The organism is Plantactinospora sonchi, assembly GCF_036422035.1.
GTDB lineage: Bacteria > Actinomycetota > Actinomycetes > Mycobacteriales > Micromonosporaceae > Plantactinospora > Plantactinospora sonchi.
On sequence record NZ_JAZGQK010000007.1, the window covers coordinates 243,490 to 256,821 of the forward strand.

General features: G+C 72.1%; 9 protein-coding genes. 4 read left to right on the forward strand and 5 right to left on the reverse strand.

All coding sequences use genetic code 11. The annotated features are described in order from the left end of the window. Positions 1–107: 107 nt before the first annotated feature. Complete coding sequence (locus tag V1633_RS10325) at positions 108–572, reverse strand: PPOX class F420-dependent oxidoreductase (protein ID WP_331214007.1); 465 nt, start codon at positions 570–572, stop codon at positions 108–110. A 323-nt stretch (positions 573–895) separates the two neighbouring features. Here V1633_RS10325 and V1633_RS10330 point away from each other — a divergent pair, with 323 nt between their 5' ends. Beyond that, a complete protein-coding gene (locus tag V1633_RS10330; RefSeq protein WP_331214008.1) occupies positions 896–2,155 on the forward strand; it encodes an FAD-dependent oxidoreductase in 1,260 nt (419 codons plus the stop codon). On the opposite strand, the gene V1633_RS10335 is transcribed toward V1633_RS10330, so the two are convergent. Beyond that, positions 2,152–2,841 (reverse strand): TetR/AcrR family transcriptional regulator, encoded by a 690-nt coding sequence (locus V1633_RS10335; protein WP_331214009.1) that lies wholly within the window; start codon positions 2,839–2,841, stop codon positions 2,152–2,154. The two genes, V1633_RS10330 and V1633_RS10335, sit on opposite strands and share 4 nt — an antisense overlap. Before the next feature lie 92 nt (positions 2,842–2,933). Here V1633_RS10335 and V1633_RS10340 point away from each other — a divergent pair, with 92 nt between their 5' ends. The 3 genes from V1633_RS10340 to V1633_RS10350 all read left to right on the forward strand — a co-directional run bounded on the left by V1633_RS10340 (position 2,934) and on the right by V1633_RS10350 (position 7,244). Continuing rightward, the gene (locus tag V1633_RS10340) at positions 2,934–5,009 is read left to right on the forward strand and encodes a HelD family protein (protein ID WP_331214010.1); all 2,076 of its coding nucleotides are present in this window, start codon (positions 2,934–2,936) and stop codon (positions 5,007–5,009) included. Between the two features lie 219 nt (positions 5,010–5,228). After that, entirely contained in the window at positions 5,229–5,876 is a 648-nt protein-coding gene (locus tag V1633_RS10345; RefSeq protein ID WP_331214011.1) for a hypothetical protein, read from the forward strand. A 147-nt stretch (positions 5,877–6,023) separates the two neighbouring features. Continuing rightward, entirely contained in the window at positions 6,024–7,244 is a 1,221-nt protein-coding gene (locus V1633_RS10350) for an SGNH/GDSL hydrolase family protein (RefSeq protein WP_331214012.1), read from the forward strand. A gap of 129 nt (positions 7,245–7,373) precedes the next feature. Here the strand turns inward: V1633_RS10350 and V1633_RS10355 are convergent, their stop codons facing one another. The 3 genes from V1633_RS10355 to V1633_RS10365 form a co-directional block, all read right to left on the reverse strand. Continuing rightward, complete coding sequence (locus tag V1633_RS10355) at positions 7,374–8,267, reverse strand: hypothetical protein (protein ID WP_331214013.1); 894 nt, start codon at positions 8,265–8,267, stop codon at positions 7,374–7,376. 104 nt (positions 8,268–8,371) lie between these two features. Then, positions 8,372–9,019: an RNA polymerase sigma factor gene (locus V1633_RS10360; protein ID WP_331214014.1), complete on the reverse strand. Its 648-nt coding sequence runs from the start codon at positions 9,017–9,019 to the stop codon at positions 8,372–8,374. A gap of 335 nt (positions 9,020–9,354) precedes the next feature. Next, on the reverse strand, positions 9,355–13,014 hold the full coding sequence (locus V1633_RS10365; RefSeq protein WP_331214015.1) for a discoidin domain-containing protein: 3,660 nt from the start codon (positions 13,012–13,014) through the stop codon (positions 9,355–9,357). Positions 13,015–13,332 lie beyond the last annotated feature (318 nt).

Genomic DNA, 13,332 nt, shown 5'->3' on the forward strand with positions numbered 1-13,332 from the left:
AAGAGCGCAGAACTCTTCCACAGTGGACCTGAGCCGGGCGGGTGGCCGCGGACGTGTGGGTGTGCACGACGCGTGTCCGGGACCGCTGTCGGTTCCGGACGGAGGGTTCAGCCGGCGAGTCGGGCCGGGAAACCACCGGTGGCGATCGGGCCCCAGCTGTCGATGGTGACCCGGATCAACGACTTGCCCTGCCGGCGCATGGCCTCCCGGTACTCGTCCCAGTCCGGGTGCTCACCGGAGATGCAGCGGAAGTACTCCACCAGCGGCTCCAGCGCCTCCGGTAGGTCGAGCACCTCGGCGGTACCGTCGAGCTGCACCCAGGGGCCGTTCCAGTCGTCGGAGAGTACGCAGGCCGACACCCGTGGATCCCGGCGGATGTTGGCCACCTTGGCCCGCTCCGGGTACGTCGAGACGACGAGCCGGCCGGCGGTGTCGATCCCGCAGGCCACCGGGGAGGACTGCGGTCGGCCGTCGGCCCGGGTGGTCAGCAGGACGGCGCGGTGCCGGGAACGCAGGAAGTCGAGCAGTTCCGACCGGTCGACACGGGTGTTCGTCGCGATGTTGCGGGTCACCGCTCGTTTCTACCAGGTGGAGGCGCCATGGCGGCGGCGGAGGTTGCCGGCCGGGGTTCGATCAGTCGGCCGGGACCAGCCGGTAGCCGAGTAGCAGTTCCTGGCCAGCCTCGGGCGTCAACCCGCACCGCACCCTCACGGTGTCTGTCTGCACCGCGCCGAGCCGGTGGCGGGACCTCCGCGCCTGACGCCGCCCGCCGTCGTCCGCCACTGCCGTGGACCACGTCGGTGGCTCGGGACGCCGCATCGAGAACCGTTGCCGGCCTCGCGCCCGGGGGTTACCGTGGGGACACAATTCATCGTGCGATGAATAAGGGGGCGGGATGGGCGAGCATACGACTTGCGTCGTCATCGGGGGTGGCCCGGCCGGCATGATGCTGGGACTGCTGCTGGCCCGGGCCGGCGTCGCGGTGACCGTGCTGGAGAAGCACGGCGACTTCCTGCGCGACTTCCGGGGCGACACGGTGCACCCCTCGACGCTGCGGCTGCTCGACGAGCTCGGCCTGGGGGAGCGGTTCGCGAGACTGCCGCAGAGCCGGGTGGACGAGGTCGTCTTTCCGCTCGGCGACGGTCGGCGGATCGTCGTCGCGGACTTCCGTCGGCTGCGCATCCCGCACCCGTACGTCGCGATGGTGCCGCAGTGGGACCTGCTCAACCTACTCGCCGAAGCCGGTGCCGAGGAGCCCACCTTCACCCTGCGGATGCGTACCGAGGTGACCGGGCTGATCCGGGAGGACGGACGCGTCCGGGGGGTCCGCTACCGGGGGCCGGACGGCGGCACGGGCGAGATCCTCGCCGACCTGACCGTCGCCTGCGACGGGCGCTGGTCGATCGCCCGGCAGCAGGCCGACCTGGTGCCCCGGGAGTTTCCGGTGCCGATCGACGCCTGGTGGTTCCGGCTGCCCCGCGACCCGGCGGACGACCCGGCCGGGCTGACACCCCGGGTCGGGAACGGCCGGTTCGCGGTGGTCATCCCCCGGGAGGGGTACCTGCAGATCGCGTACATCGCCGCCAAGGGTTCCGACGCGCGGTTGCGGGCCCGGGGGGTGGAGGCGTTCCGCCGGGACATCGCGGAGCTGGGGCCCCGGTTCGCCGACCGCGTCGACGCCATCGCCTCGATGGACGACGTCAAACATCTCGACGTACGACTGAACCGGCTCGACCGCTGGCACGTCGACGGGCTGCTCTGCCTGGGCGACGCGGCGCACGCGATGTCCCCGGTCGGCGGGGTCGGCATCAACCTCGCCGTGCAGGACGCGGTGGCTGCCGCGACCCTGCTCGCCGGGCCGCTGCGGCGCGGCGGCGTCACCCCGGCCGAACTGGCGGCGGTCCGGGCCCGCCGACTGCTGCCGACGGTGCTGACGCAGCGGCTGCAGCGGTTGCTGCACCGCAACCTGGTCGAGCCGATCCTGCGGGGTCGGCGGGCCGGACCACCCGAGCCGGTGCTGGCCGTGCTGCGCCGGTTCCCGGCGATCTCCGTTGTCCCGGCCCGCCTCGTCGGCGTCGGGGTACGCCCCGAGCACGCGCCGTCGTTCGCCCGGCGTCCACCGGTCGCCCCGCCACCGGGCCGGACGCGACCCTAGACGCCGGTCGTTCCGGCGTACCGCGCGAGCCCCGTGGCGAGCAGGTCGAACGCTTGCCGGACGGCGGCGACCGCCTCCGGATGCAGTTCGTCCGCGCTTCGTCCCTCGGCCAACCGGCGCCAGATCTCCCTGGCCAGGACGCGTTGCACCGCGATGATCTGACTCGCCGCGAGCCGCGCGGTGAGGTCGGTGAGGTCGTTGTGCGTCGGCGGGGCGTCGTCCGGTGACGGCTGCGCCGGCGACGCCTCGGCGAGGGCCTGGGCGAGGGCGGCTTCGTCGTGCGTGGCGTACTCGGCGACGCGGGCGGCCAGGCTGGGCGTGCCGAAGACCATGGCGTGGAAGGCGAGGACCTCCGGGTGGTCGTTGAGTCCGGTCACCGGGTCCCGGCGGTCGAGACCGGCCAGGAAGTGCTGGGACAGCGCGGTGAGCGGGGCCTCGTCCACCGCCCGCTCGCGGACCACCCGGGCTGCCTCGCCCCGGTGGTCGAGGATCCGGTGCAGGACCAGGTCCTCCTTGCTCGGAAAGTACTTGAAGAGCGTGGGCTTGGATACCTCGGCGGCGGCGGCCACGTCGGCGACCGAGACGCGGTCGTATCCGCGCTCCAGGAAGAGCGCGATCGCCGCAGCGGAGAGCGCGTCGTGGGTGCGCTGCCGCTTCCGTTCCCGCAGTCCCGGCCGCTCTGTCATGTGGCCGATCCTAACACCTCCTTGACGGGGTCAATTTCTTGACTAAGTTGCTATCTTTACCTAGTTAAGAATTCGTCCTGGAGAGGGGCATCATGATTCCCCCTGAACTCGTAGAGGAGCGGGCCCGGCTGGCCGCCGTCCGATCCGCGCTCGCCGGAATGCTGGCCACCGCCCGGCTGCGGGTGGCCACCGGAGACGTCGTCGCCGGAGACCGGTATACGGCCGAGACCCTCGGGCGGATGCTCAAGAGCCACGCGAAGGAGCTGGCCGAGGAGCCCGACGGGCCGCTGTACTTCGGGCGGCTCTGGTTCGGCACGGCCCCGACCGCCGGGGAGCACCGGGGGCAGCGCTACCACCTCGGCCGTCGGCACGTCACCGACGAGTCCGGACAACCACTGGTCATCGACTGGCGGGCACCGGTCTCCCGCGCGTTCTACCGGGCCAGCGTCCGCGAGCCGCTCGGCGTACGGGAGCGCCGACGGTACGGCTGGACCGGCGGCCACCCGGCCGAGCTGACCGGCTTCGAGGACGAGCGGCTCGACACGGGCACGGCGCCGGACACCGTGAGCCGACTGGTCGCCGCCGAGATCGAACGGCCCCGGGTCGGACCGATGCGGGACATCGTCGCGACCATCCAGCCGGAGCAGGACGAACTGGTCCGCCTCGACCTCGACCGGACGGTCTGTGTGCAGGGCGGGCCGGGCAGCGGCAAGACCGCGGTCGGGCTGCACCGGGCCGCCTACCTCCTCTACACCCACCGGCAACGGCTGCGGCGGGGCGGCGTCCTGGTGGTCGGACCGAACCCGGCCTTCCTGCGGTACATCGCCGCGGTGCTGCCCACGCTCGGCGAGGTCGACGTCGCCCAGCGCACCCTGGCGGAGCTGATCGACCGACACCCGGTGACGGCCGTGGACAGCGAGGCCGCGGCCGTGGTCAAACACGACCCACGGATGGCCGCCGTGCTCCAGCGGGCCGTGCGGGACCGGGTCACCGAGCCGGCCGGCCCGCTCGTCGTACCGGACGGCTCGTACCGCTGGCGGCTGCCGGTCGAGTCGCTCCGCCGGCTGGTCGACGACGTACGCCGGGAGGACCTGCCGTACGGCATCGCTCGGGAGCGGCTCCGCGCCCGTGTCGCCGACCGGTTGCGGCGGCAGGCCGAGGCTCGGGGCGAGACCCCGGGCGCCGCCTGGCTACGGCGGACGGCACGCTGCCGACCCGTCACCACGTTCCTCGACACGGTCTGGCCGACGATCCGCCCGGAAGAGCTGCTGACCCTGCTCCTCGGCGATCCCGCCACGCTGGCCCGGGCAGCGGACGGCATCCTCGACAGCGTCGAACAGGCGGCGCTCATCCGGCCCCGGACATCCCGGAGCGCGATCGGCCGGAGGGCCCGGAGCGCGAACTGGTCCGAGGCGGACCTGGTGCTCCTCGACGAGATCGCCGGGCTGCTCGACCATCTGCCCGGACACGGGCACATCGTCGTCGACGAAGCCCAGGACCTCTCCCCGATGCAGTGCCGCGCCGTCGCACGACGCTGCCGACACGGCTCGCTGACCGTGCTCGGCGACCTCGCACAGGGCACCACCCCGTGGGCCGCCTCGGACTGGCGGGAGCAGTTGACGCACCTCGGCCGCCCGGACGCGACGGTCATGCCGCTGACCGCCGGTTTCCGGGTGCCGGCGGCCATCCTGGACCTGGCGAACCGGCTCCTGCCCGAACTGGGCGTCGAGGTCCCGGTGACCCGCTCGGTCCGTACCGACGGGGAACTGCGGATCCGGCCGGTGGCCGACCTGGCGGCCGCGACCGTCACGGCGGTTCGGGCCGCGCTCGCCCGGGACGGCTCGATCGCGGTCATCGCCACCGACGAGCGGCTGTCGGCGCTGGCGGTGGCGCTGGCCGACGCCGGGATCACCGCGACCGGGGTGGACGAGAACGCCGACGGCGCCCGGGTGACGCTACTGCCGGCCACCCTGGCCAAGGGCCTGGAGTACGACCATGTGGTCGTGGTGGAACCGGTCGAGATCATCGAGGTGGAGCCGCGGGGCCGGCAGCGCCTCTACGTCGTGCTGACCCGGGCGGTGTCCCGGCTCGACGTCCTGCACCACCGTCCGCTCCCGACAACGCTGCTGCCGCCCTCGGATCCGGGCGGCGACGGTCCCGGGCGGTGACGAGGTCATCAGGTTGTCCGGTGACGCAGCCGCCCTGGGTCGTCGAGTGAACCGGACCGTCCAGGGCGTACCGCCGACCCGACCGGTACCGGTACGGATCCCTTGTGCACGAAGGCGGACTTGTCCCACTTTCTGAGTCGCATTGCGTCGCATCGACCGACAGGACTACGGTCGACCCGGCTTGTCGCGAATTGGACTAAGACGACGGACGGGATAACGGTGACTCTTCTCGACCCACGACGTACCCGAACTGTTGCCGCCCTCGCCCTGGCGGGTGCGGTGGTCCTGCCGTCCTCGGCCGGCTGCGGCGGTGCCGGCGGTGGCGCCGCCGAGGCGCCGCGCTGGGCGGACGGGATGTCCGCGTCCGCCTCGCCTACCCCGTCCGCGACGCCGACCGGGCCGAGTCCGAGCCCGCCCGCCAGCACCCCCGGCCCGACCCGGAGCACCCGGCCGGCGGCCACCACCGGCGCCCCGACCAGCCGGCCGCGCACCATGGCCCAGCGCTCGACGGTGACGGTCGGCCTGACCGGCGGGCTGGGACAGTCGCAGGACTTCGCGGGCCTGCACCAGGAGGGATGCGGCGATCCGAGCTGGGCGCTGGTCACGATCCGGGTGGGCGGTCCGGGCGACGTCTCGGCGGCGAAGTTCCGCTACCAGGTCCGCACGCCGGTGCCGTTCGAGGGCACCCGGTCGGCCCGCAGCCTCGGCGGAGACAGCGGATCCTGGCTCGGCACGCTCGGCCCGTTCCGGGCCGAGGCGCGGAACGCGGCGGGCGGTCAGATCACCGTCACCGCCGAGGTCGCCTTCAAGGACGGCTCCACGCGGACCGCCCGCACCACCGGCACCCTCCGGCCCTGTCGGCGCTGACCCGCCCGTCCCAGGCGGACTAGATAAGGTACCGGCGGCGGGCGGCTCGTTCCGGTCACCGCTCCGGCTGCTCCGGGCGCCGACGCTGTCGCCATCTGGGCTGGTCGGAGCGACGGTTCAGGGTGCGCTGCCGAAGGGAGTGCATTCATGAACGACGTGACGTCGCCGGGACCGGGCGCGACGACGGCGGCATCGCGGTGGGTGGCGAGCTGGGCGGCGATGCCGCAGTTGACCGAGCCGGCCAACCTGCCACCCCTGCCGTTCACCGGGGAGCACCTGGTCATGACGGACAGCACCCTGCGCCAGACGGTGCGGGTCTCGGTGGGCGGACAGCGCCTGCGGCTACGTCTGGCCAACACCTTCGGCCGGGTGCCACTGTCGGTCGCGGCGGTCGCGGTGGCGCTCCCGGCCGGCGGTCGGGCCGGAGTCAGCGGAACCGAACCGGGTACGACACGGCCGGCGACCTTCGGCGGCCGTCGCTCGGCGACGGTCCCGGCCGGCGCGCAACTCGTCTCCGACCCGATCGACCTTCCGCTCCCGGCCCGGTCCAACCTGACCGTCACGCTCTATCTCGCGCAGGGGCATCCGTCGACCGAGGTGACCTCGCACCCCGGTTCCCGGACCACCTCCCACCTGCTCCACGGGTACCACGTCGAGCAGACCGGCCTGCCCGGGGCCACCCCGGTCGAGCACTGGTACTTCCTCGGTGGGCTGGAGGTGCCCGCGTCGTCGGCCACCGCCGCCGTCGTGATGCTCGGTGACTCGTTGACCGACGGCCGAGGGTCCACGACCGACGGCAACGACCGGTGGCCGGACCAGTTGCTCGACCGGCTGCAGGCGTACGACACCGATCTCGCCGTGCTCAACCAGGGCGCCGGCGGAAACCGCGTCCTCAACGACGGTCTCGGCCCGAACGCCCTGGCCCGGCTGGACCGGGATGTGCTGGCACAGTCCGGGGTACGGTGGCTGGTCGTGTTCGAGGGGGTCAACGACATCGGCACCGCCAGCGCCACCGAAGCCGCGCAGAAGGCGGTCACCGACGATCTGATCTGCGCGTACGACCAGATCGTCACCCGGGCCCACGCACAGGGGATCCGGGTGTACGGCGCCACCCTGGCCCCGTTCGGCGGCCATCTTGACTACGACGACCCGGCGGGGTTCCGGGAGGCTTCGCGGCAGGCGGTCAATGGTTGGATCCGTACCAGCGGCCGGTTCGACGAGGTGCTCGACTTCGATCTCGCCGTCCGGGATCCCGAGCACCCCCGCCGGCTGCTCGCCGCCGTCGACACCGGTGACCACCTGCACCTCAATCCGACCGGCTACCGGTTGCTCGCCGAGGCTGTCCCGGTGGACCTGTTCCGTCGATGATCCGGGTCGCCGGGTCGGCTCCGCCGGCCTGGTGACCTGGCCGACGCCGTCCTGCCGGCGGCGACCGTCCTTCGACGGTCGGTCCGGCTCTCCGCCAGTCCACCCAGCGGGTGTCGCACTCGGCGCCCGCTAACCGCCGTCCATGTTGCCGTTGCCGTTACCGGTCCCGTTGCCGTTGCCGTTGCCGTTGCTGTTACCGGTCCCGTTGCCGTTCCCGGGTCCGTTGCCGTTGTCGTTACCGGTCCCGTTGTCATTGCCGTTACCGGTCCCGTTGCCGTTGCCGTTGCCGTTGCCGTTACCGGTCCCGTTGCCGTTCCCGGGTCCGTTGTCGTTGCCGGGCGTCGGTTCGGCGTCCAGCGCCCGGCGGCAGTACGCGTCGACCTCGGCGCTGCCGCCGGCGGCAGCGACCAGGGCCTTCGCCGGTGGTTTCCCGTCGGCGTCGCCGTTTCCCGCGTCGTCGGCGAGGTGCCGACGGCACTTCTTCACGATCGACTGCGGTGGGGGCCAGAGACCCGAGTCGGCGGGGCCGGCGGCGGGTGTGCCGGTACCGGTGGCATCGGGCGGCACGGTGACAGGGGCGCTGGCCCGTGCCGTCGGGGTCGGGGTCGGTGGGACGGTTCCGGGCAGGGTCGGCACGGGTGCGGTGGTCGGTACCGGACCGGACGGTGGCAGGAGGTTCGGCGTCACCAGGTCGGCTGCCAACGCCACTCCGGTGGTCAGGGTGACGGCGGCGGCGGCTGCCCAGACACCGGCGCCGCCGGTCAGTCGGCGGCGTCGCGCGGCAGGCCGTGCCGGGCCGGACGGTGTGACACCGTCGCCGCCCACCGGGACAACAACACCGTCGCGGATGCCGGGGGCGGCGGTGCTGTCGCGGATGCCGGGGACGTTGTCGGGGGCTGTCGCGGTCGCCGGGGCCGGAACCTCGGTGCGGGCTCGCCGGGTTGTCCGGAAGGCCGCCATCGCCGCCTCCTCCCCGGCGAGTTCACCGGTGCGGGCGGGCGCTGCGGCGGCCGAGAGCAGCACGGCGAGCGGTTCGGATCCGGTACCGGCGGAGTCCAGCAGCCGTTCCGCCCCGGCTGCGTCGATCCGAGGCCGACTCCCTCGGCGAAACCCCGTCCATTGCCTTCTCAGCGCCATATCCGCCCAGCCTCGACATCCTTGTCGGAGGGTACGGCAGCCGGTCGCCCGGTCACCCCGTTGGTGGTGGCGGGCCCGTCGGCCCGGTTCGGGTGGTCCTGTTCAAGGAGGCGGGCCAGTCGTCGCAACCCACGGTGTGCGGCGGTACGCACCGCGCCAGGGCGTTTGCCCAGTACCCGGGCCGTACTCTCGGCGTCCAGTCCGATGACGGCGCGTAACAGGACGGCCTCGGCTTCGGTCTGGGGGAGCGTGGCGATCAACGCGATGGCCGCGTCGGTGTCGAGTCCTTCGCTGGCCCGTTCGGCGGTGTCCTCGGCGGAGGGCAGCTCGGCGAGCGCCTCGACCGGCACCGGCAGCGCCGGACGGCGACGCTGGTGCCGTAGGTGGTCCAGGGCACGGTTCCGGGCGATCCGGGTCGCCCAGGCCGGGAAGCCCGGACCGCCGACGAAGGTGCCGAGGTCCCGGGCGATCTGCAGCCAGGTCTCGGAGGCCACGTCCTCGGCGTCGGCGCCGACCAGCATGGTCAGGTACCGCAGCAGTCCCGGCTGGAGACTGCGGTAGAGCAGGCGGAAGGCTTCTTCGTCCCCGTCCTGCGCCGACCGGACCGTCTCGGCCAGGTCGTTCGGGACGATCGGCACCAGGTCGCTTCCCTCGTCTGGAGTGATGGCCGTCATACGCTAGGTGCGGAGCACACCCGGAGGCAAGCGGTCGAGCGATCCGATCCGGCGAAAGTTCTCGGCGCGGACCATCAGCGCGCCCGGTGACGCGGTCCTGCGGCGGGCCGCTGCGGCCGTACCCGGCCCGCCGTCCGGGCCGCGACGGGCCCGGGTGGACCGCTCGGGGGCAGCGTCGGAAGACGTACGGGTGCCGTCGGGAGCGGGAACTCCCGACGGCACCCGGTGCCGCTGCCAGCGGTGTTAGGACGGGGCCCCTCCACAACCGAATGCGATGAGAGGGGGCCCTTCCTTGCACCTCAGTTGACGGTGATGGTGAAGGTGGACGTGGTGTTGCGGATGTTCTGGTAGTTGTTGCTCAACCGCAGGTTGTTGAATACCGCCGTGCCGACCGCCGGGCCCTGGCCGGGCTCCGGCATCTCGTTGGCCCAGATCCCGAAGCCGGACTTGGCGTCGTACGCGTCCCCGCTGCGCTGCGCCCCGCTGATCGAGACGTTGGTGAATATCGTGTCGGTGACCGCGTTCTCCGGCTGGCCGCCGTTGTACTTGGTCTGGAACATGATCCCGTGGTACGTCGGGTCGACGATGTCCACGTCGGTGACCCGGATTCCCCGCATCTCCTTCGAGGCGGCGAAGACCCAGATCGCCGGGAAGGTCTGCGCTCCCCAGAAGTGGCCGCCGGCCCGGACGACCGAGGCGTTCTCGACCCGGGTCAGCCCCGGCCCGAACCCGATGAACGGATATCCGAAGTCCAGCGAGCTGATCGTGATGCCGGAGTAGGTGAGCTGGTCGGCGATGTACATGTTGCGGAAGATGTTGTCCTGGCCGCCGTACACCGCCACGCCCGCCGCCCGCCAGGTCAGCGTCGCGGTCAGGTTCTCGAAGACGTTGCCGGTGTTCGCGCCGCCACCGGCGTCGGTCGCCGAGAAGAGCGCGAAGGCGTCGTCGCCGTTGCCCCGACCCTCGACATTGCTGACCAGGTTGTTCGTGCTGCCGTTGGTCATGTTGACCGCGTCCGCGAAGGTGTTGCGGATCCGCGAATTGGTGATCTTGATGTTGTTGACGTGTACGCCCCAGAACATGCAGACGGTGTGCTCGACCCAGACGTTGTCGAAGGTCAGGTTCGAAACGTTCTGCAGTTCACCCCAGACCTTGCCGGGGCCGTCGATCCGGGTGACGTAGTTGCCGAAGAAGGCGAGGTGCTCGAAGGACGAGCCGTTCGCGGTGCCCTCCACCCGGAAACCGGCGTCGGTGTTCTCCTGCCCGGGCGGGGTGGCGAAGCGGGTGTACCAGATGCCCGCGCCGACCACCTTGACCGCCTTGCCGTACACCTGGAACTTCTGTGCCGTGCTGTAGGTGCCCGCCGGCAGGTAGACGCCGACCAGGGTGTTGGTGGTGTCCATCCGCACCCGGTCCAGGGCGTTCTGCACGTCCTGGTGGCTGGTGCCGGCCGGGGTGACGTAGCGGGCCGGGTCCGGGTTGGCCCGGGGCGAGACCTGCTCGGTGTTGATGAAGTCGATCGCGTAGGTGGTGGTGTTCGCCGGGTCCTTCTGCAACCGGATCCGGCTGCCGGCCGGCACCGACGAGTCGAGCATGATGTTCGCCTCGTCGTAGATGTGCCGGGGGCCACCGGAGCCGGGCGAGTTGTTCGGGCTCGCCTCGTTGCCGTAGAGCCAGGCGTACCGGGAGGTCAGCGGCAACGCCTTGTGGAAGGCGCCGTTGACGTAGATGTTGATCGTCGAGTTCTGGCCGCCGCCACCCGGGGCGTCCGGGATGGAGAAGCGGGTGACCAGGGTGTTGGTCGCCGCCCGGGTGGTCCACTCGACGTACGCGCCGGTCGAGTTGAGCGTCACCGCCCGTCGGCCCGACGCCTCGCCGGCGAGGTCGCCGATGGTCCGGTTCGGTCCGACGATCGCCGCGCCGCCGCCGAGCACACCGTCCTCGGCCTCGTACATCTCGTAGGGCAGGTTCGCGCCCCGACCGGCGAAGAACGGGCTCTCGCTGGTGTTGTTGCCCTGCTTCACCGGCAGTTCGTTGCCGTCGGCGGCGAGTACGGTCCGGACGGTGTACCGGCCGTTGGCTGCGGTCCAGGTGCCGAGGTTGACCGGGGTGGTGCTGCCCCCGGCCGCGATCGCCCCGGTGTACGACCCGGTCAGCGTGCGTACCGTGCCGCCGGTGGCGTTCAGCACGGTGACGGTGATCCCGTGCGACCCGCCGGCCGAGGCGACCGTGCCCTGGTTGCGGATGGTCACCGAGAAGGTCACCGTGGCGCCGGGCGACGGGTTGCTGGGCGTCCAGCTCACCGCGCCGACCAGGTCGGAGCTGGCGACCGGGTTCACGGTCAGCGTCGACGGGTTGGTGTAGCCGTTGTTGGTGTTGTTCAGTTCGACGACGTCGTCGTCCTCGTCGACCCGGGCGGTCAGTTGGTAGGCGCCGGCGTTGCGTGGCCCGATGTTCGCGGTGACGGTGCTGGTCGCCCCGGCCGCCAGGCCGCCGACGTTGGCGGTGCCGACCCGGGTCGTACCCAGGTAGAAGTTGACGGTGGTGGCGCCGGACGCGGCGGTGCCGGCGTTGCGGACGGTCGCCGACAGGGTGACGCTGTCGGTCTCGACCGGGTTCGCCGGGCTCCAGGTCGCGGCGGTGACGGTCAGGTCCGGGTTCGGTGCCGGGGTGCCGAGGACGACGAACTCGGCGACCTGACCGGCCGGCGAGCCCGAGTTCGAGGTGATCGACAGCCGGACGTCGGCGGCGGTGGCGCTGACCGGGATGGTCACGCTGTTGCCGCTGGCCGGGTCGAAGTTGTAGAGGGTGGCGGGGGAGAGGCTGGTGAAGCCACTGGCGTTCTGCTCCCGGCCGAGCACCTGGATGGTCTGGCTACGCGGTCCCCAGGACGCGTCCGGGTTCAGCCGCACCTGGACGGAGTTGACCGAGGCGTTCGCGCCGAGCGCGACGGTGAGCTGGCTCGGGTACGTCCCGCCGGCTCCTTCCCAGTACGTCGACACGCTGTTGTCGTTGGCGTTCGCGGCGACGAAGGTGTGCACCGTCGACGAGGCCGTGATCGGCTTGCCGAGCGCCAGGTTCGTCCCGCCGCCACCGCTGCCGGTCCTGGTGACGGTGTTGCTCGACGGCGAGAGGTTGCCGGCCGCGTCCCGGGCCCGGACGTGGTACGAGACCGTGGCGCTGGCCGGCTGGTTGTCGGTGTACGTCAGCACGGTGCCGCCGACGTTGCCGCGCAGCGCGCCGTTGGCGTAGATGTCGTAGCCGACGACACCGACGTTGTCGCTGGAGGCGTTCCAGCTGAGCCGGATCTGTCCGCTGGCCGGCTGGGTGTAGGCCAGGTTCGTCGGCTGGCTGGGCGGCTGGGTGTCGGTGCCGCCGGTCGGGCCGTGCACCTCGAACTCGGAGAGCTGCCCGGCCGGCCAGCCGGTGTTGGCGGTGATCTGCAGCCGCAGGTAGCGGGTGGTGGTCGTGGGCAGGGTGATGCTGACCGTGTTGCCGCTGGCCGGGTTGAAGGTGTAGCCGGTGGAGGCGACCAGGGTGGCGAGGTTGTTGGGGTTGTCGCCGGACTGGACGGAGAGGGTCTGGGTCCGGGTGCCCCAGCCGGTCGGCAGCTTGAGCACGACCCGGTTCACGGTGCTGGGCGCGCCGAGGTCGGCCTGGATCCAGTGCGGGAAGTTTCCGCCGCCGCTCTCCCAGTAGCTGGCCTGGTTGCCGTCGCCCGCGTTGCCGGCCGGGTACTCGGCGTGCGAGCTGCTGGCGGTCAGGCTGGCGGCGACGGCGATCTGGGCCCGCTGTGGGGAGCCGGTGCCGCCGTCGGGGCGGGCGGCGGCCGGGCTGGGGGAGAGGACCCCGGCCAGCAGTGTCACGGCGGCGAGCGGTGCCGCGAACAGACGTGCCCGGACGCGCGGTCGGTCCGTGCGGTGTGGAGGACGGGGCTGCGGTGGTGGTTGGTGGCTCATGGCCTTCCTTCGGCGCTGGTCGGAACCGACGCGGGGTGGTGCGCGGGACCGGACCTGGTCGGCGTCTGGTCCGGTCGCCGCTCGCCGCCCGGGGGCAGGCGAGGGCGCCGCCCGTCCGCCTGTCCACCGCCGCCGCGGCCCCGCGAGGCCAGGTCCTCCCGCGCGGCCAGGGAAGGGGTACGGAGCGACTGTACGAGAATTCCGGGGGTTGGAAGGGTATGGAGCAGCCCGTGGTCTGAAACTTGCGCGGGCTCGTTCAAATGTTGCAGACGTGCTACGCGTCAGTCAACAGTGGATGCAGATCACCTTTGTCGATCC